The organism is bacterium (assembly GCA_041649255.1).
Taxonomy (GTDB): domain Bacteria; phylum Hydrothermota; class UBA3073; order JACQXS01; family JAQTXJ01; genus JAQTXJ01.
The window spans coordinates 330,634-350,936 of sequence record JBAZNK010000001.1 but is presented as its reverse complement, the minus strand read 5'-3'; the positions used below and the strand labels follow the sequence as shown (position 1 = coordinate 350,936).

Sequence of the window (20,303 nt, the reverse complement as noted above, 5' to 3'; positions counted from 1 at the left end):
CCCTTCTACTCCAACGGACGGCATCTTGCTATACAATTGAGTCCCGTTCATTATTATAGATTCCGCTTTCCTGAACAATTTCATCGACTTCTTTAAATTTGTTTTTATTACTTTCATCGAATCCTCCTTACTACTATTTTGCGCTTTTGTTGCTCATCAAGTATTAATTTTCTTTAAAGACATCCACTACTTTTTCTATTACGTATTGTATGTCTTCTTTCTTCATAGATGGATATAACGGAATGCTGATTTCTCTTTGATAAAAATCTTCCGCAACAGGGCACATCCCTTTCTTAAATCCCAGCCCTTTATAATATGGCTGCCAATGTACAGGTATATAATGTACCTGCACTCCTAATCCTATCTTTCTCATTCTGGAAAAAATATCTTCCCGCTTGTTTTTATATTTATCTTTTAACCGTATAGGGTATAAATGATATGACGAGTATGCGTATCCTTTTTCTACAGGTATGTCGAAATATGGATTATTTTTTAATGCCTTCTCATATAATGCTACTATTGCCCTTCTTTTTTCTACGAATTTATTTAATTTCTTTAACTGCGATATTCCCAATGCTGCCTGTATGTCTGTCATCCGATAATTATACCCTAAAAACTGCATCTCGTAATACCAGCCCCCGGCACTTTTGTTTACAAAGTTTTCCTTTGTAATACCATGGCTTCTAAACATTTTTAATTTCTCGAAATATTTCTTATTATTCGTCAAAACTGCCCCGCCTTCTCCCGTTGTGATATGTTTGACGGGATGAAAACTTAAAACGGCCATATCCGAATATTTACAACTCCCAATTTTCTCTCCCTTATATTTCGCTCCCAATGAATGACAGGCATCTTCTATTATATGAAGTTTATTTTTCCGGGCTATCTTATAAAGTTTTTCCATATTCGCAGGATGTCCGGCGTAATGAATAGGCACAATTACTTTTGTCTTTGGGGTAATACTTTTTTCTACTTTTAGCACATCCATATTCCCGGTATCTTTTTCGATATCTACAAAAACAGGATTTAATCCAACATAAATACCGGCATTAGATGTAGCAACAAAAGTATTAGGAGATGTAATAAACTCAAATCCTTTTTTTAATCCCAGGGAAAAATATGCTCCATGCAGAGCAGACGTCCCGGAGTTAAAAACAACGGCGTATTTACACCCACAATATTTGGATAGATCTCTTTCAAACTCTTCTATCTTTGGTCCCTGAGTTAGAAAATCAGACTTTAAAACCTTTACGACTTCTTCAATGTCGTCTTTTTCTACAAATTGTCTTCCATAGGGAATCATTTTTCTCTCCCAACATACTTTATCATCTTTCTTAATTCTCCCAGAGATAACCATTTATCATTAGTGTCGCTCTTATACACAAAATTATCCGGAATTTTAGACGTTTTCGTATTATACTTATGTCCTTTTATTTCAAACTCGAATTGTGGCACTATTATAAAATACTTCCCCATATCTACCGTATTTCTACCTTCGTCTTCATTTATGAGAGTTTCGTGTATTTTTTCACCCGGCCTTATCCCTATTACTTTATATGCCTTCTTTCCGGAAATTGCTTCTGCAAGCGTTACCACACTCATACTTGGAATTTTAGGTATAAATATTCCTCCCCCCATAGAATTATTTAACGCTTCAAAGACTAAATCCACGCTCTGCTCTAAAGTAATCCAGAATCTTGTCATCTTGTCATCCGTCACGGGAAGCTCTTTTACACCTTGTTTTGTTAGATCCAAAAAGAAAGGAATAACGCTGCCTCTGCTTCCGACAACATTCCCATATCTTACAACGCAAAATTTAATATCTTTTGCTCCTACATAGGACCCTGCCGCAACAAATATCTTCTCCATAGCAAGTTTTGTAGCCCCATACAAATTAATTGGATTTACTGCTTTATCAGTAGAAAGAGCTATCACTTTTTTCACGTTTGTTTCTATTACGGCTTCAACAATATTTTGTGCCCCTAATATATTTGTTTTCACTGCTTCAAAAGGATTGTATTCTAATGCAGGAACCTGTTTTAAAGCCGCTGCATGAATTATATAATCTACGCCTTCGAAAGCACGTACAAGTCTTTCTTTCTCTCTTATGTCTCCTATGAAAAAACGGATAGGATATTTATTCTCCGGAAAGATTTTCGCCATCTCATATTGTTTAAATTCATCCCTGCTGAAAATAATTACTTTCTTAGGCTTATATTTCTTGAATACTACCTCTGTGAACTTCTTCCCAAAAGAACCTGTCCCTCCGGTAATTAAAATTATTTTGTCATTTAACATTTTTTCTCCCTTGTATTGACAGCAGTTTTTTCTCAAAAGAATGGTTATATTTTTAAAAATTGTGGGGTGTCTATAATTTTCATCAAATGAAGTTTCACTAAATCCTTATTTTTTTCTTATGATGTTTCTTTGTGTTCTCATCCGTCGTATAGTAATCGTAATAATGTGAATAATAGCCATACCTGCCATAAACGTGCTCGACATCAACATCATTAATTACTGCTCCTAATACTTTTGTATTTCTATTATTTAGCAATTTAAAGGCTTTTAGTATTGTATCTTTTCCTGTTTTTTCGGAACGGGCAACAAGAATTACTCCATCTACTTCCGGGCTTAATATAAGCGCATCCGTGACGGAAACTATTGGAGGAGAATCTATTAATATAAAGTCAAAATCCTTTCTTAATTTATTCAATAAATCTTTTGTTTTTTGTGAACTTAGAAGGGTTGTCGGGTCAGGAGGAATTGTTCCTGCCGGAATAATCCAGAGATTGTCTATCAGGGTTGGGATTATTACGTCTTTTAATTCTGCTGAACCTGCCAGCACATCAGTAACGCCGGGTTCTCTGGGCTTATCAAATAAATAAGCTATTTGTGGTTTTCTCAAATCGGCATCTATTACTAACGTTTTCATATTTGTTTGCGCCATAATGATTGCTAGATTAGCAGTTGTAAGAGATTTCCCTTCCGACGGACAGGCACTTGTAATAAGTATCATCTTTAAGGGTTTATCCGGGCTTGCAAACCCAATGTTCGTTCTTATTCCACGATAAGATTCAACCGCATGTGATCTTGCCGGCAAATTGGTAAGTAAGCGAATTCTCCCCTCTTTTTCTTTATTAGTTTGTATTCCTTTCAACCATACAATAGTTTTTCTTTTGCCTTCTCTTTTAATTGATGGAACAGAGCCTATTACCGGTAATATTTTTTCCACATCTTCAACTGTTTTTATTGATTTGTCCAGAGCCTCTAAACCAAATGCTAAACCTATGCTCAATACTATTCCCACTATCAATCCTAATGCTAAGTTTGATTTCTTTTTAGGTTTTATCGGAGATTTAGGAAGTTCAGCAGTATCCAGTGTTCTAATATTACTTGTCTTCCCCGCTTCTGTTATTCGGGCTTCTTCATATTTTTCAAGAAGAGTTCTGTATATCTTGTCATTTACTTCGGATGCTCTTGTGAGTTGTGCTAATTTAAATTCTTTTTCCGGTAAAGATTGTAACTTTTTATCATACATATCCACTGTTTCTTTTAATATATTTTCTTTTGCTTTATGGGTTTCAAGTTCTATTTCAATGGCAATTTTTTCTGTCATCAAATCGTGAATTCGGGATATAGGGTCAATTATTGTTTCACCTTTCACTACTTTTAATATTTCTTTAATTAAATTTTGTTTTGTTTGCGCTATCTGTTCTTTTAACTTTGTAATCTGTGGATGGTCATCCGGATACCCTTGAACCGTTAATGTTGTGTATTGAACCTCTAATTCTAACAGTTTCTCTTTTAATTTTTCTGACCAGGGACTCGTAGTATTTGTTATAGAAGAAGGTAGTTTGCATTTTTCCATTGATAACGTAGTATCAATGTATTCCTGTCTTCGTTCAGCAGCCCCTCTATCGGATTTTGCTGCGTTATATAGAACCTCTGCCTCTGTCATTCTTTTTAAGATTTCGGTTGTTTCCATATTTAAATAAGTAACCCTGTCTGCTTGTTTAAAATTTCTTAAAGCCCCTTCTGCTATCATAAGTTGGTCTTTAAACGTTTTTAGTTGTTCTTCTATAAATTCCCGGATGGCGCCTATTTCTTCCCTTTTGAATTTAACTTGCCTGTTTTTTAAAACATCTACCATTGTATTTGCAACAGTCATAGCAACAAGAGGATTTTCATTTTGGACTTTAATATTTATAATATCTGATTCTCTAATAGGTTCAGCAGTTATTCCTCCCCTTATAATGTTTGCTATATATTTTATTTTTTTAGTATTGTCCGTATAGGATTTTGGAACATTAAATTTGGATAAAACATCCCAGGGTAGAGAAGAAACTACTTCTTCCGACAATGTTCTTGATTTTATTTCTTCTATCCGATTTTTAATATATGTATTTGACGAAATTCCCAAATAATCAAAATCTCCAATAGCAAAAGGTTCTTTTTCTTTTTCCATTTCGATAGTTGTTTTTGCTTCATAAACCGGAGCACTCATTTCATTGAACAAAAATACAAAGAACAAAATCCCAAATATAATTATAAATACTAAATTTCTCCTTCTCCTTAAAACATTTAATAAATCGTATAGTGAAAAGTCTTGTTCCATAATATTTTACCTGCTATTTTTATACCAATAATATACGTTTGCAATTATTGCAATATCAGCGGCAACGGTTATCATAGTTCTCCACTTATACCACCAGTTTTGTGGAATTCTAATAACGTCTCCATCTTCTATTATGTATAGAGATTTAATATTTCCTTTTCCCAAATAGTTACTCAAATTAATCTTTTCTATGTTAATCTTTTCGTTCCTGTGTGTAATTTGAATTTTACATAAATCAGCATATCCGGTAGGGCCGCCAGCTACGGAAATTAAATCTACAATACTTGTCCCGGCAGGTAATTCGTACACTCCCGGATTCTTTACTTCTCCCCATATATGCACCCTGTTGTTAAGTTGCCCATACAAAATCTGTCCGCTTAAAAAAAGTGTAATAAGTATAAAGAAAATCTTTTTCATAATTTCCTCTCTATCTGTTTTTTTGTTTCTTAAACTTAAATTTTACGATATTGTTATAAAAAGAAGCATAAGAAATTATATATAAAGCAAATATTCCAACCAATACTAATGCCAGATCGTACCATTTCAATGCCAGACTGCCCATTAATATTGAAGGCAACCATAAATATAAAGAAGTTCTTGTGTGACTTTTGTTTGTTATACGGCTATAAATCAACATATGTAAGTGAACTCTCTGTCCGGTTGCATAGGGCTTTTTTTACGAACCAGTGCTTTTCTATATATTGAAAATAATACTTCCCATACGGGATAACCTAATATTATCAAAGGATACCATATTGAAACAGCCGTATTTCTGCACACAAGTAAAAGAGAAATAGTCGCAAGAGTAAATCCTAATAAGTAAGCTCCGCCATCTCCAAGAAATATCTTTGCTCTTGGAAAATTCCATAAAAAGAAACCTAAAGTTGCGGTAAAAAGAAACACAATTATTTTTAAAAGTTCTATATCTCCTACTATATAAGCCATAAATCCCAGAAACATAAAAGCAATTAAAGATGTGCCGGAAGCTAATCCGTTAAACCCATCAATAATATTTATCGCGTTCGTCACCCCGGTAATTGCTATTATCATAAACAGTATAGCTATTGCGGAAATAACGCCTACTGGCAACGAGTCAATTATTGGTATATTTGTTATTGGAGTATGTATTCTTGATAGGACTTCCGGAAATAATAATATGAATAAAACCGAGGATGTGCTTATCAATAGAAGTCTTAAGTTATAATGAAGTATTTTTCTTGTGAAATCTTCCAGTATCCCAACAATCAAAACCGGTATGCTTGCAAGTATCAAAAACAATCCAATCTTGTCAAATAACAGAAAAGTACAACTTCCTATGAGTATTCCAATTCCTCCACACCGGGGAGTAGAAATTTTGTGAAACTTTTGTGGCAATTTCTTTACCTTGTCAATAAAAACACCATATCTATGGCATGCCCATATCATCAAATATTGGACAACAAAACTTATTAGAAAAGTAAATAATATTTTATACCACATCATACCACACAGATACTCACATATTTCCACAACACAAGTAGGGTATTTTAGGGTTAAACTTAAAAACTGTCAAGTCTTTTTTATCTTTGAGAGAATAGTAAACAGTAAGAAATACTGATATTGGAAGATTGGTATCATCTGTCTATAGTAGGGTTGTTAAGGGCAAGGGGGTGTATTCGCCTTAAACACCAGGGAGGTAAGGGATATTTTTGCTCGAGGCGGTTTATGGGGTAATAACAGGGCAAGGGAATGCCCGAAACGCAGAACACTATTAGAAGCCTTTGAGAAAGGAAGGAGTGTTTCTGAGACAGGCTTATTGAATTCAGTATCTCATTATGTTTTAGCTTAAAAACTTATTAAGAACAAATAATGCCCATATTTTTGACCATTGAATCTCTTTTCTGGAGAACAAATATAAGGCATTTTCAATAGCTTCCCTTTTGAAAATAGTGGTTTCCAACAATGAATCATATACTAATTGTTTTAATTCAGTATGTAACCAATATTCAAACGGAAATATAAATCCCATTTTATGTCGGGAAGTTATCTCTTTCGGCAAGTCACCAATAGACTTTATTAACAAATCCTTGGGAGACTCTCTTTTTTTACAAGTTTTATAAATGGAAGGAATTTTAGCGATATTTTCAATAACTATGTGGTCAACAAACGGTACTCTTATTTCCAAAGGATGTGCCATTGAAAAGACATCAGCGTCTCTCAATAATTGCCCTGCCATATAGCAGTTAGTTTCTAAGAACGAAATATTTTTAAAATAATCATCTTTTGTATAGAACGAAATGTCATCAAAGTGAGAGTGTTCTAAAACATTAGTATTCAAATCCGGATTAAGAATTTGTTGTATTTCTTTTGGAGTAAAAATCCCACGATATACGGAATAAATATCGGAAAATCGCATATTATTATTTGTCGCAATGAAATTAATTTTCCCCTTTTGTTTTGCAGGTAAAAAATTTGTCCATAAATTAGGAGGCACTATGTTAAGTAGTTTTAGATATTTACAGATTATGGGAATATTTTTAAAGGAAGGATACCCCCCAAAGATTTCATCCCCTCCTAATCCGGATAATACCGTTTTTAGTCCAGCTTTTTTTGCAGCTGCCGAAACAAAATAAGTATTTATTCCATCTGTCGTCGGCTGCCCCATACACGAAAAAATATCATTCAGGTGGTTTGTTATATCTTTACTTGTCACTTCTACTTCAATATGTTCAGTATTGAACTTTTTTGCCACGACTTTTGCATATTTACTTTCATCATATAATACATTATCGGGAAAGATTATAGAAACAGTCTTTATTTTCTGAAACCCTGCTTGTCTCATCAAGGAAACAAGGGCAGAAGAATCTATTCCTCCTGACAGGAATACGCCTACTTCGACATCACTAACAAGGTGATATTTTAGGCTTTCCAGTAAAGTGTCCTTTGTTTTTTTTATTGCCTCAGTGAAAGAACTCTCAGAGTTTTCTCCATTAAGGAAAATCTTTTTTAAATTGTAATATTGAATTTTTTCAAGCTTATTATTTTTGGAGATTTTTAGGAAAAATCCCGGTTCAAGGGAAACTATATTTTTGTAGAATGTTGAAGGCGATGGGATATACCCCAAGAATAAAAAAAGTCCGATAGAGTCCGAATTGATTTCTTTAGCTAAACCGGATGCCTTTATAGTATTTATCTCTGAACCAAAAATGAATTTGTTCCCATCGTTAAAATAATAGAGTGGCTTTATTCCAAGTCTATCTCTGGCTAAAAATAATTCTTGTTTTTCAATGTCAAAAATGCAAAAACTAAACATTCCTCTAAATTTTTCAAGACAATGTGTTCCCCATTCTTTATAACTTTTTAATATTACTTCTGTGTCTGAATTACTAAAAAATTTATACCCAAGGCATTTTAATTCTTTTTTTATTTCCAGGTAATTGTAGATTTCGCCATTAAAAACAATAACTAAATTCAATTCCTTATCAATCATAGGCTGGTGTCCCTTTTCAGATAGTTCTATTATAGAAAGTCTTGTATGGGCTAACCCTAAGTTATTTTGTTTGTCTAAATATATTCCACTATCATCAGGCCCACGATGGTGTAAACTCTCTTTCATCCTGTTTAGGACATCAATCCCTAACTTTTCTTTAAAATCCCAGATGCCGGCTATTCCACACATTTTATTATAATCTCCTATTTAGTTTGGATGTTTGAGCCGCTTTTGACGGGCAAAAACAAATTCATTCTTTTCATTGTAGGAGCAGGTTTAAAACTGCCCAATAATTAATATATCTCCGGCAAAGTAATACAAAGAGGTATTTTGGGGGGGAACTTTTAAACTGTCAAGTCTTTTATATTGTCGAAAAAAGGTAGATAACAAGAGATACCGAGTTAGAAGATTAGAAACGTACAGATATGTGGATTATTTGTTTTGAGATTTTTTTACGATTTCTATGAAGGATTCGGGTGCAAGGCTTGCGCCACCCACTAATGCTCCATCTATGTCTGTTTCTTTCATCAAGCTTTCTATATTAGCAGGGGTTACACTTCCACCATAAAGTATTCTGGAATTTTCTGCAAGTTCTTTAGTATATTTATTTTCTATTAGTTGTCGTATGAATTTATGCATTTCTTCTGCAATTTCCGGGGTTGCTGTTTTTCCTGTTCCTATTGCCCATACGGGCTCGTAGGCAATAATAATTTTGGAGAATTTGTCTGCAGGCAGATTCTTGCAAGCCCCGCTAAATTGTGTTTCGATTACTTTTTGAGCTTTGTCGGATTCTCTCTCCTTTAAAGTTTCTCCTATGCATACAATAGGAATCAGTTCTGCTTCTAAAGCAGACAAAGTTTTATGCGCAATAGTTTCATCAGACTCATTTAAGTATTTACGCCTTTCGGAATGTCCAATAATTACATATTTACAGCCAACATCTAATAGGGAAGATGCTCCGATTTCTCCTGTATATGCGCCCTGGTTTTCGTACCATAAATTCTGTGCTCCTAATGAGATATTTGAATCTTTTATTATTTCATATACGGATTTTAGAGCGGTAAAAGTCGGGCAAACACATATATCTACTCCCGACAAATTTTTTGTTCCTTCTTTAATTGTTTTGCTTGTCTCTACTGCTTCAGATACTAATTTGTTTAATTTCCAATTTCCTGCAATGAAAGATTTTCTCATAAGTTGTGTAGTATATATTCTATACATTCATTGTCAAATATTTTTATTAAAGTATTATAACTTCTGTTTCTAACGAGATACTGAGTTTGTCATATACTCTTTTTTTAACTTCTACGATGAGTGATTTAACGTCTTTATAAGTGGCATCTCCGGCATTTAGTATAAAGTTTGCATGTTTGGGCGACACCAGAGCTCCTCCGATTTTTAATCCTTTGCATCCGGCTAATTCTATAAAATATGCGGCCGGACCATTTTTAGGATTTTTAAATACACAGCCGGCGCTTGGTAAATCCAGAGGGAGTTTATTGTTTCGATAATTTAAAAGTTCGCTAATTTCGGTGTTGATTTTTTCTTTGTTACCGTGGGTTAATTCAATTTCAGCGCCCAATATTATCTCTCCGCTTGTTTTGAATCTTGAATTCCGATACTCAAAACCGCTTTCCGATTTGTCTAACCAATAGGTTTTATAATTTTTATCCATAACTTCAACTTTTCGTATAATCTCGCTAATATATTTACCCTGAGCACCGGCATTCATAAAAGTGGCACCTCCAATAGTGCCCGGGATTCCACTAAGAAATTCTGCTCCGGTTAAACTATTTTCTGTAACAAATTTTAAAAAAGTAGAAATTAAAGTACCTGCTTGTATTTGAAATATATAAGGGTTGGTTGTTTCTTTTATCTCATCAAGAAAAGGGCTGCATATTCTTATAATAAGACTATAGGGAGATTTATCGGGAAATAAAATATTTGTTCCATTGCCGATTATGAAACAATTTAAGTTGTTTTCAATGGCAAATTGTAGTGCAGACTGTACCCCTTCTACACTTTTGGGAAATATGATGGCAGGACAAATTCCTCCAATTTTAAAACTTGTATAAGAACTAAGGGGGGTATCGGTTTTGAAGTCACAAAATTTAATATTATTCAAATCCATAGTTTATCAATTTATCTACAAGATTGTCTGTTTGGCAGGTAAGCAAGATGCTTGTGGTACTATGGTTTTTTTATAAATGCTGAAAAATATTCTAAGAAAAAGGACAATAATATCCCTATAAAAAGAGCAAGAATTCCTGCAATTAGTAAATTGAATTTTATTTTTGGGTAAGATGGAAATTGTGGCGTGACTGCTGAATCAAGTAAAGTAGCAATAGGTTTTATAGAAGAAATTTTTAGCTTTTCATTTATACTATCAAGATTTGCCGCATAAAAGTTAGCTATATTCGCGGCAAGTTTCGGGTCTACGGCGGTTACGTTAATTGTTATTGTATTATCTTTTGATAAGGAAATACTGGTCATTCCTCTTATTTGTGTTACTGCATCCGCATGGTTTTTTATTTTATAAAGAGCCAGTATATTAAAATTTTGTTCTACAAATTCTGCCATACGCCTCGATTTTAGCATTACTAGAATAGCTTGAGATGCAGCGCCTCCCCCATATAACCCTCCCGGTAATTGTTGTGCCAGTAGAGATGAAAGTCCCGAACCACTTTTAACATCGGAAATCATTTCAGGTTGAAGAATAGTAGCAGTGGCATCATAAAGTTTAGTTCGAGTGATGCTAAAAACGAAAGTAATAATTTCTATTACAATGAAAAGGACAACCAATAATCGCCAGTGTTTTTTTACTACTTTAAAATAGTCAAGAATATTTATTTCTTCGCTCATTGTTTTATTTGTTCATAATGCCATATATTGCTATTGCAGCAAATCCTAATTGATAAAGTACTTGCGCAGCATCTTTAATTATTTCACCCTTTGGTCTGTGAATCGATAATTTTGCGGGGACTACTATAATATCGCCTTTCCCTATTTTACTTCCTTTATTTATTCTGCCGGATGCTTGCAGAACGTACATACGAGCTTTATCTCCTTCGGGCGTCAAACCTCCTACCTCTTTAACATACCAGCCAAGAGATTTCCCTTCGTTATAAATAATTGCAGATGGGTTATAAACACAACCTATAATTTGGACTGCACTTGGAATTTCCGGAATATTCAAACTGTCTCCACCTTTCAATGAAATACTAAAACTTTGGGATTTAGAAGAAGTTAAATCAATTTGTATTCTCCCTGGAATTCCTATTTGCGAAATTAAATCTATGGAAGATTCATATCGTTTTATAAGTTCTTGTCCTTGTTTGTTTTCTGTATCGGTAAGGCTTGCATTTTGAATCATAGTTGATTGTTGTAATAAGTTTTTACGTGTACTGGTTAAGAAATCCTGAGTAGCTTTAATTTCTTGTTCTTTTACATCCTTACGAGTTAATACCGCTCCGCCTAAGAAGGCTTTATCCGTAAATCCACCGGCTCTTTTGATTATAGAAGAAAGTTTTTCGTTTGGACTTATCATATATGTGCCGGGATGAAGAACTTCTCCCGTAAGCATTACGTAGGGCAATTCAGACCATTTTGTATTTGCACGAACAAATACCCAGTCGGAAGGTTGAAGTTTTATATTCAGAGAAGAAGAATCATTCAAGTCTATACTTGCAGTTTTGGGTATTTTCCCGGATAAGATTCTACAAAATTCCGATGCTTTGGGGTCCGCATTAAAAATATATCCACCTGCCTTAAATATAAGGTCTCCAATTGTCATATTGGGAGTTAATGTATATTTATCCGGTCTTTTTACTGCACCACTTACGACTACGTATTTGGTTGGGAAAACTTCTGTTTCGGCATATACTTTTATTGTATCCCATTCGGATAGCAGTATGTTATTGCTTGAATCTCCTTGAAGGGCGGCATCTAAATTGATGGGGATAATTTCCTGTGTTTTATCTGCCTTGAAACGCGAAATTTCTGCACGCTTCATATAAGTTCCAGGTCTAATTCCTTCGGCTTTTTCTATCAAATCTTTTATCCTAAAATTTGGTTGGATAGTATATTCACCGGGTCTATAGATATTACCGGAAAGAGTAACATAATTATGTCTTTTAGGTAATATGGGAGATATGAGGACAAAATCCCCATCTCCTATTTCAAAGTTTTCGGAAGATTTATCAAAATTTAATTCGGTAACAATTTTTTGTTTATGCGCTTCAATTCTCTCAATCTGTATTCTTTTCAAATATCCAACAGGTGTTACATCTCCTGCCATTTTGATAAGATCATTTAATGTTTCTTTCCCGGATAATTCATAGATAGCAGGACGTCTAACGCTTCCTGCAATGCCGGCTATTCTACCAATTGAAGGCACATAAATTATATCCCCGGAATTTAGAAAATAATCGCTTTTTTTGCTACCATAAAGCAATATATCATAAAGGTCTATTGGCTTTTCACTGCTCCCACTTATTACTTTAATGTTTCTCATACTGCCGAGTTTTGTAGGTCCACCTGCAGCAAAAAGAGCATAAAAAGAAGTCGCCAATGCTGATATAGTGTAGCTTCCGGGATATTTTACTTCTCCGAGAACAAATACTTTTATGCTTCTCAAGCTTCCCATAGTAACTGAAAGCTGTAAGTTAGTATAATGTTGTTCCAATTGTTTATATATAAGCGGTTCCAACTCGCTAAATTTTAATCCCCACACATAGACTGCGCCAACTTTTGGTAAAATAATTTTTCCATCACGGTCAACTTCAACCTTAAATGTTTCTTGTAATTTCCCCCAAATACTAATTATAATTTCATCATTAGGCCCAATAACATATTCCGGTGGAACAGGAGTTAACTCCGCGGGAGAAAACTTATTGGATGTCTCAAAAATATTATATCCAAATTGAGAAATATTTCTTTTAACTTCGATAGGGGTATTTTCAGAAAACATTTGTTCTATAATTGAGGGTAAATTATTAGAAGTGTCCTTTAAAAGAAGAGGTTTTTTATTAAGAATAGTATCTTTCTCTTCGGGTGTTTTTGTTATATCTTGTTCTTTTAATATTTTTTGAGCTTGTTGCGTAAGTTCAGGGTCAGATTTGACTTTTTCAATAACATCTTGCATTCCTGTGGATACTTCTCCTTTTAGGCCAATTGAGGGTAATGTTAACACGAACAAACAAGCAAATAATTTCAACAAAAACTTATTATATTTACACATTATAAGAGCCTCCCGTTGTTCATATTTCGTATAAATTAAATATCCAGCAGAGCTGGATACGAATCCCTAAAAGGGCTTCGCATAATTAAATATAATTATTTATAGGTCCGTAAAGCCAGAAAAAACCATTAGTCAGCACAGTATTTACGTCTTCTTCCGAGAATGCTACTTTTGATTTTACCAGTTCTTTTCCTATTTCTTTAGAACGTTCGAGATATCTTTTTGCTATTTTTGCTCCAAGTGTAGTATCAGAGTTAAGGTTATTGAAATAAGTTTTTAATAAGTTAGCTTTATCTTCTGCAGAAAGAAGATTTTTCCATGTAGCAAATCCTGCAGGGAGAGAACCCAGCTTACTGTCCATATTTGCTTTCCATTTTTCTTCTATTGGCAGATATTCACCTTTTTCTATGTCATATACTCCTATCATTTTATTCTTTTTGTAAGAGAAAAATCCATCTTTTTGGGAACCATCGGAATTTTGCCCGCCCAATATTTTTTTAGCGACCATTAAATCAATGAGTTTATTATGCAGGGTGGTATCTTTTAAATGTTTATTCATAACCAGTAAAATCCATTGAAAAACCTCAACACCTACATAATCTATAAGTTGGAATATTCCCATAGGTCTTATGAGGAAATCTTGTGTTATACGGTTTATCATATAAATAGCTTCAGGGGTTGAGTAAGAAGATTTTAGTTTATCTACTTCTTCTATTCCATATAATCCATCTCGCATAAAATAACCATTTCCAATAAATCCTGCGATATCATTGGCAGGCAAGAGTTTTTTACGAAGTCTCTCCCCCAATTCTTTAGCAATGTCTTTAACTTCAGGAAGAGTTGTGTTGCCGGAGATTACCTCTAAAAGTTTTTGAACTACGGGAGGATTGTAGAAGTGATACCCTATTATTCTACCGTTAAGACCAACTTTCTCGTCAAGAAAACTAATAGGAATACTTGAAGTATTCGTAAAGAAAAAAGCATCTTTGCTACAATTTTGGTTAAGTTGTTTTAATAAAGAAATTTTAATATCCTCGTTTTCTAAAATTGCTTCAAATACGAGTTTTGAATTATTAGCCATTTCAAGATTACTGCCAAATCTTATGCCTCCTAAGGCATCTTCAACGAAGGCATCAATAATGTCTTTGTTTTCAATCAAATCTTCTCTTTCTTTGTACATAAAACGTAACCCAACTATTGATTTTTCTGCTACTTTTACAAATTGAGACTTTATATATGAATATAACCCATTTAATGCTTTTTCGTTGGTATCAATAAGATTCAACTTATATGTTTTGTCAGGATTTTTAATTTTTAATTTGGCAATTTCTTGTCCTATTAAAACAGCAATTCCGCTTCCCATTTTTCCAGCGGCGCCGACTATTGTGACATTCTCAAGTTTATTGTCTAAATTCATTTTACCTCCTCAAAAATACCAAAACAAATGAATCATTTTGTACACTAACAATGTTGAGAGATTACTCTGTTTTTTAGTTAATGTCAAGTCTTTTTACTTTGCTTCCCAATCAGGTTTACGTTTTTCTAAAAAAGCATTTATACCCTCTTTTGATTCCGGAGTAGAAAAACATACGGAAAAGGCTTCAGACTCATAAGCTGTTCCCGTAGTAAAATTAGAATCCAATCCTCTATTGATAACTGTTTTGGCAAGTTTTATTGCCGTGGGTCCCATTTGAGAAATTATTTGCGCAATTTTTTGAACTTCTGTTATCAGTTCTTCCGCCGGCACTACTTTATTTACCAATCCAATTTTTAATGCTTCCTGCGCATCAATTATTTCGCTTGTGAATATAAGTTCTTTCGCCTTAGCGATACCTACAAGCCTTGCAAGTCTTTGTGTGCCGCCATGTCCCGGTATCAGACCAAGTTTAGATTCCGGTTGCCCAAGTTTTGCCTTTTCCGAAGCAATTCTTATGTCGCAAGCCATAGCAATTTCGCATCCGGAGCCGAGAGCGTATCCGTTTATGGCGGCGATTACGGGTTTTTCTACGTTTTCGATGTAATTTAATACTCGTTGCCCGATCTGGCTATATTCTCTCGCTTGAATAGAGTCCATTTTAGCGAGCTTGGAAATATCCGACCCTGCTACAAAACTCTTTCCTTCCCCTGTAATTACGATAACTTTTACTTTTTTATCATCGTTAAGGGAGTGCATTATTGTTTCGAGTTCAAGAATAGTTTCAACATCAACTGCATTAAGGACTTCCGGCCTATTTATTTTTATAGTTGCAATACTGCCATCTATTTGCAAGACCAATTTTTCTAAGTTCATTTTTCCTCCTTAAAAGTCCTTTCCCGCCATGGCGGGAAAGGAATGTTTATGCTGGTTCTTAAAATTTTAATTGACAACCTGCCGACTATCGGGCAGTTATTTCAAGTATATTCATTTTATTACGCCGAAGTGGTGGAATTGGCAGACGCGTAGCGTTCAGGGCGCTATCTCAGAAATGGGGTGTGGGTTCAAGTCCCACCTTCGGCACTTTTTCTAATCTTATATCCAATAATTTTTCGTGAATATAGTAAATACAAGTCATAACTAAAACCCTGATGGTTAGGAACATCATTGCTATTAAGCGGGTGATTACATTGGGGTTATAATGTTTTTTAAAAAACCTATACATACTTATGTTGTGAGCGATATTTGATTTTACCCAAAATCTGTTTATGCTTGCTCCATAAGAATGATAAAATAACGCATCCGGGAAATAGATAGTATCAAATCCTGCTTTTTTTATCCGATAACAAAAATCCGTGTCTTCGAGAAAGAGAAAAAAAGTTTCATCTAAATAACCTATTTGTTCCAATATTTCTCTTTTGGTTAATATACATGCCCCAATTATCCAATCAACCTTTTGAGTTTTATTATGGTCAATTTCGGTTAGCAGGAAGGATTTGTGAAAAGGACTTTTGGGAAATAGTTTTGATAATAATGATTGGCGGCCAAAGAATACATTTATATAATTTGGGAAACTTCTGCACGAAAATTGGATGGACCCATTAGTATTAAGCAGTTTCCCGCCTACACACCCCACATTTTGGGTATGTTCTAAGAAATCAACCAAACTTTGTATTGCATTCCATTGCGGGATAACATCAGGATTCAAAAAAAGGATGTATTCTCCTTTAGTGCGAGGGATAGCTTGATTTGTTGCTCTTGCAAAACCTACATTCCCTGAATTTTTAATTAACCTGACGAAAGGAAATTTTTTCCGTATTAGTTCTATGCTGCCGTCGGTAGACGCATTGTCTACTACTATAATTTCAAAATCAAGTCTTGGAGGATTTAAATAAATGGCAGAAAGGGTAGGTAGTAAAAAATCTTTTGTATTATAATTTACTATTATTATGGAAAGTTTCATCTATTGCGTCCTTTATATTTTTTACGTTAACTAGATTAATTTTAGATGTTATTTTTTCATGTTTTGCAGGAATTATACAATCCTTAAAACCTAATCTTTCTATTTCTCTTACTCTATTTTCTATGGCAGGAATATGCCTTACTTCCCCGCCTAAACCTACTTCTCCCATTACAACAAGTTGTTTTGGGATGGATATGTTTTTTACTCCCGACACTACAGCCATTATAACGGCTAAGTCGCTGGCAGTTTCCTCTATTTGTAACCCCCCGATTACGTTTATAAAGACGTCCTGCATACTTACTCTTACTCCAAGCCTTCGTTCTATAATAGCCAACAACATTGCCAATCTTTTATATTCTATTCCTGCGCTTACTCGCTGCGGCATTCTAAAATTTACGGGAACGACCAATGCCTGCACTTCAACTAAAAAAGGACGAGAGCCTTCCATTATACAGGTCGTTACATTGCCGGGAGGATTTTCCGAGTTGTCGGTTAAGAACATTTGCGAAGGGTCTTTAACTTCCGACAATGCGTTTTGTTTCATTTCAAATATACCGATTTCAAAAGTGGAGCCAAACCTGTTTTTTGCAGCTCTTAAAATTCTATAAAAATTGTTTTTATCTCCTTCAAGGTATAATACCGTATCGACCATATGTTCCAAAGTTCTTGGTCCTGCAATTACTCCTTCTTTTGTTACGTGGCCTATTAAAAATATGGAAATATCTCGAGATTTGGCTACACTCATAAGTTTGAGCGCGCATTCTCTTACCTGTGACAGGCTTCCGGGGATAGCGCTGACTTCGGAATCATAAAGGGTCTGTATTGAATCAATAACTACGATATTTGGTACAAGTTCATCTATTTCGTTTATAACCGAAGAAACATCCGTTTGAGATAGTATATATATTTTTTTATCGTCAACGGATAATCTGTTTGCTCTTAATTTAATCTGGGAAAGCGATTCTTCTCCGGATACATAAAGCACTTTTAATCCGGATTGCGCAAATTTATTTACCGCTTGCAATAACAAAGTAGATTTGCCTATGCCCGGTTCTCCGCCTACAAGAACTACTGCTCCTTTTACCACTCCCCCGCCAAGCACACGGTCAAACTCCCCGATTCCGGTAAGAATTCTTATAGATTCGGAAGAAGAAATATTCGTAATCGGGATAGAGGGGGTTCTAACGGAAACCGTTGACTTGCTTGTAAAGGTTACTTCTTCTGCAAAGGTATTCCACGCATTGCAGCTTGGACATTTGCCAAGCCACTGCAATGTAGAATGCCCGCATTGCTGACATATATAGCGTTTTTGAGACTTTTGAGCCATAATGAGTTATTGGGAAACTAAAATAGCTTGAGATATCTTTTAGGATTAGCTTTTATATCATTGGCAAGCTCTTTTATAGAAATAAGTGTGGAATTGAGTTCGTAGTATAGGCTATCTTCTTTTGTTAATTTTCCAAGTGTGCCTTTCCCTGCTTTTAAATTGCTCATTACATAATCGGCATCGTTGACGATTTTATCCATTTTTTCAGTCAATTTTTTAGTATTTTCCGATGTTATCTTGGCATTTTCCGTAGTTATCTTTAAGTTTTCTCCATTTTCGTTTATCAATTGAGTTAACTGTTGTGTTGCTGCGCTTAAGTTTTGCAGGGTTGCCGCTGCCGATTTTATTAAGTCCTGCGACTGTAATGAATATAGTAGTCCGTCTATTTTAGAGCCTATTTCTCCCAGTTTAGCTATAGGAATTCCATAGCTTGCATCTCCTTTTATAGGGGCATTTTTAGCTAAAACTATACCGGAAATTCCCGGGTTAACGTCTACGTATTTTGTACCCGAAATCATTGCTACGTCAAGTATGGCGGCTGTGGCATCACCATATAAAACGACATCATATTCTACTTCCGCTTTTACTTCAATATATTGTGCGGTATATTTAATAGCTCTTATTTCGCCTTTTTCCACGCCACCTATTCTTACCGGGTCATTAACTTTAAGTCCCGTAACGTCCGGGAAACGGATAGTAACTTCGTATCCTCTGTTTTTGAACTCAATTTTGCCTAACCATACCCATCCTACAAATAGTATTATAATAGTAATCAAGGCAAATATTCCCGTTTTCATTGGTTTACTCATATTCCCTCCCTCTGATAAATTTATATATTTCAATATCTTTATTTTTTTTCAATTCTTCGGCAGTTCCTTCAAATACTATTTTGCCCTTATTTAACATAGCAATTTTATTTGCTATTTTATAAGTGGAAGCAAGGTCGTGAGTTACGGCTACGGTGGTAATTTTAAGTTTATTTTGAAGTTCACAAATCAATTCATCTATTTTCCTTGCCGTAATCGGGTCAAGCCCGGTTGTAGGTTCATCGTATAAAATATATTCAGGTTCCATTGCCAATGCTCTTGCGATTGCCACTCTTTTTTTCATTCCTCCGGAAAGTTCCGAAGGTAATTTATTTTCCACTCCTTCAAGACGAACAAGAGAAAGCTTTTCTTTTACGATTCTATTTAATTCCGCCACAGGTGTTTTTCGTTGTTCTCTTAACCCGAGAGTAATGTTTTCCGCAACAGTTAACGAGTCCAATAATGCCGCTCCCTGAAATACCACCCCTATATGTCTTCTAAGCTTGAAAAGCTGAACTCCATAAAGAGAAGACACTTCAAAATCGTCTACAAATACTTTTCCTGAATCCGGTCTTAATAATCCTACAATATGTTTAAGCAGAACTGTTTTGCCGCATCCGGACGGACCGATAATTACTGTCGTGATACCATTTGCGACTTCAAGATTAATTCCCGATAGTATGGGTGTTTTATTAAAAGACTTCGTAAGGTTTATAATTTTTATCATTAAAATAAAATTCTGGCAAGTATGAAATCAAAGATTATTATTAAAATAAGTATAGATACTACGGATTGCGTAGTAGATTTACTGACTCCTTCTGACCCGCCGGTAGTTTTGAAACCATAATATGTGCTCATTAAACCCATTAGTATCCCAAAAACGAATGCTTTTACTAAACCGCCAAACAACTCATGTTGCATAAAGTGAAATTGCAATCCTTCTATATAAGTAGTTAGTTTTATATTCATTAATAGTACCGCACAAAATCCACCTCCAATACAGGCACTTAGTTCGGCGACTATTGTAAGTAAGGGCAATGCTATAGCAGAACCGACAATTCTTGGTAAAACAAGATACCTTACGGGTTCTATTCCTAAAGTTTCAAGAGCATCTATTTGTTCCGTTATTCTCATAGCGCCTATTTCAGCGGCAATTGCAGACCCGCATCTTCCGCTGACTATAATTGCAGTAAGCAGGGGACCGAGTTCTATCATAAACCCTTTTATTACCGCCATCCCAATATATACATCCGGCAGATAATCTTTCCCTTGAAATGCTGCCTGATAGGCAGTAACTGCACCACAGAAAAAAGTCGTTACTATGACAATTAAAAGAGAACCTATACCTACAAAATAAACCTGTTCTATTATTAGATGAATGCTTTTATGGATTTTTGGGAGAGTAAATACAACATCTTTAATAAATAACGTTACATTGCCAATGTATTCTAATATGTTTTTCATTCACTG

Annotated in this window: 18 protein-coding genes and 1 tRNA gene; 1 reads left to right on the top strand and 18 read right to left on the bottom strand. The window is 34.8% G+C overall.

From position 1 onward, the window contains the following. Positions 1-163: 163 nt before the first annotated feature. The 13 genes from pseC to WC614_01405 all read right to left on the bottom strand — a co-directional run bounded on the left by pseC (position 164) and on the right by WC614_01405 (position 15,613). Positions 164-1,303 carry a UDP-4-amino-4,6-dideoxy-N-acetyl-beta-L-altrosamine transaminase gene (gene pseC / locus WC614_01465; protein MFA5031664.1) on the bottom strand — a complete coding sequence of 380 codons (1,140 nt, stop codon included), beginning with the start codon at positions 1,301-1,303 and terminating at the stop codon, positions 164-166. Continuing rightward, the gene (gene pseB / locus WC614_01460) at positions 1,300-2,298 is read right to left on the bottom strand and encodes a UDP-N-acetylglucosamine 4,6-dehydratase (inverting) (protein ID MFA5031663.1); all 999 of its coding nucleotides are present in this window, start codon (positions 2,296-2,298) and stop codon (positions 1,300-1,302) included. Before pseB ends, pseC begins: the two co-directional genes overlap by 4 nt. Before the next feature lie 97 nt (positions 2,299-2,395). Next, the gene (locus WC614_01455) at positions 2,396-4,615 is read right to left on the bottom strand and encodes a polysaccharide biosynthesis tyrosine autokinase (GenBank protein ID MFA5031662.1); all 2,220 of its coding nucleotides are present in this window, start codon (positions 4,613-4,615) and stop codon (positions 2,396-2,398) included. Positions 4,616-4,621: 6 nt separating this feature from the next. Further along, positions 4,622-5,032, bottom strand: coding sequence for an SLBB domain-containing protein (locus WC614_01450; protein ID MFA5031661.1), 411 nt, complete (start codon positions 5,030-5,032; stop codon positions 4,622-4,624). 10 nt (positions 5,033-5,042) lie between these two features. Further along, positions 5,043-5,252: a hypothetical protein gene (locus tag WC614_01445; protein ID MFA5031660.1), complete on the bottom strand. Its 210-nt coding sequence runs from the start codon at positions 5,250-5,252 to the stop codon at positions 5,043-5,045. Continuing rightward, entirely contained in the window at positions 5,246-6,097 is an 852-nt protein-coding gene (locus WC614_01440) for an MraY family glycosyltransferase (protein ID MFA5031659.1), read from the bottom strand. The genes WC614_01445 and WC614_01440 overlap by 7 nt, the downstream gene beginning before the upstream one ends. 337 nt (positions 6,098-6,434) lie before the next feature. Then, positions 6,435-8,273 carry an asparagine synthase (glutamine-hydrolyzing) gene (gene asnB / locus WC614_01435; GenBank protein ID MFA5031658.1) on the bottom strand — a complete coding sequence of 613 codons (1,839 nt, stop codon included), beginning with the start codon at positions 8,271-8,273 and terminating at the stop codon, positions 6,435-6,437. A gap of 243 nt (positions 8,274-8,516) precedes the next feature. Beyond that, entirely contained in the window at positions 8,517-9,278 is a 762-nt protein-coding gene (tpiA, locus tag WC614_01430) for a triose-phosphate isomerase (GenBank protein ID MFA5031657.1), read from the bottom strand. A 46-nt stretch (positions 9,279-9,324) separates the two neighbouring features. Beyond that, positions 9,325-10,215 (bottom strand): UDP-N-acetylmuramate dehydrogenase, encoded by an 891-nt coding sequence (gene murB / locus WC614_01425; GenBank protein MFA5031656.1) that lies wholly within the window; start codon positions 10,213-10,215, stop codon positions 9,325-9,327. 59 nt (positions 10,216-10,274) lie between these two features. Beyond that, positions 10,275-10,946, bottom strand: a complete 672-nt coding sequence (locus tag WC614_01420) for a Wzz/FepE/Etk N-terminal domain-containing protein (protein MFA5031655.1) — start codon at positions 10,944-10,946, stop codon at positions 10,275-10,277. A 4-nt stretch (positions 10,947-10,950) separates the two neighbouring features. Continuing rightward, on the bottom strand, positions 10,951-13,323 hold the full coding sequence (locus WC614_01415) for an SLBB domain-containing protein (GenBank protein ID MFA5031654.1): 2,373 nt from the start codon (positions 13,321-13,323) through the stop codon (positions 10,951-10,953). An 85-nt stretch (positions 13,324-13,408) separates the two neighbouring features. Beyond that, positions 13,409-14,740, bottom strand: a complete 1,332-nt coding sequence (locus WC614_01410) for a 3-hydroxyacyl-CoA dehydrogenase family protein (protein ID MFA5031653.1) — start codon at positions 14,738-14,740, stop codon at positions 13,409-13,411. A gap of 93 nt (positions 14,741-14,833) precedes the next feature. Further along, a complete protein-coding gene (locus tag WC614_01405; protein ID MFA5031652.1) occupies positions 14,834-15,613 on the bottom strand; it encodes an enoyl-CoA hydratase-related protein in 780 nt (259 codons plus the stop codon). A gap of 123 nt (positions 15,614-15,736) precedes the next feature. Between WC614_01405 and WC614_01400 the strand changes: the two genes are divergently transcribed. Beyond that, a tRNA-Leu gene (locus tag WC614_01400) sits at positions 15,737-15,820 on the top strand. Here WC614_01400 and WC614_01395 read toward each other — a convergent pair. The 5 genes from WC614_01395 to WC614_01375 are packed head-to-tail and all read right to left on the bottom strand — an operon-like array spanning position 15,783 to position 20,297. Beyond that, positions 15,783-16,700, bottom strand: coding sequence for a glycosyltransferase family 2 protein (locus tag WC614_01395; protein MFA5031651.1), 918 nt, complete (start codon positions 16,698-16,700; stop codon positions 15,783-15,785). The two genes, WC614_01400 and WC614_01395, sit on opposite strands and share 38 nt — an antisense overlap. Continuing rightward, entirely contained in the window at positions 16,669-18,027 is a 1,359-nt protein-coding gene (gene radA, locus WC614_01390; protein ID MFA5031650.1) for a DNA repair protein RadA, read from the bottom strand. The genes WC614_01395 and radA overlap by 32 nt, the downstream gene beginning before the upstream one ends. Before the next feature lie 17 nt (positions 18,028-18,044). Continuing rightward, entirely contained in the window at positions 18,045-18,836 is a 792-nt protein-coding gene (locus WC614_01385; protein ID MFA5031649.1) for an MlaD family protein, read from the bottom strand. After that, positions 18,829-19,560: an ATP-binding cassette domain-containing protein gene (locus tag WC614_01380; protein ID MFA5031648.1), complete on the bottom strand. Its 732-nt coding sequence runs from the start codon at positions 19,558-19,560 to the stop codon at positions 18,829-18,831. Before WC614_01380 ends, WC614_01385 begins: the two co-directional genes overlap by 8 nt. After that, positions 19,560-20,297, bottom strand: a complete 738-nt coding sequence (locus WC614_01375) for an ABC transporter permease (protein MFA5031647.1) — start codon at positions 20,295-20,297, stop codon at positions 19,560-19,562. The genes WC614_01380 and WC614_01375 overlap by 1 nt, the downstream gene beginning before the upstream one ends. Positions 20,298-20,303: the final 6 nt, after the last annotated feature.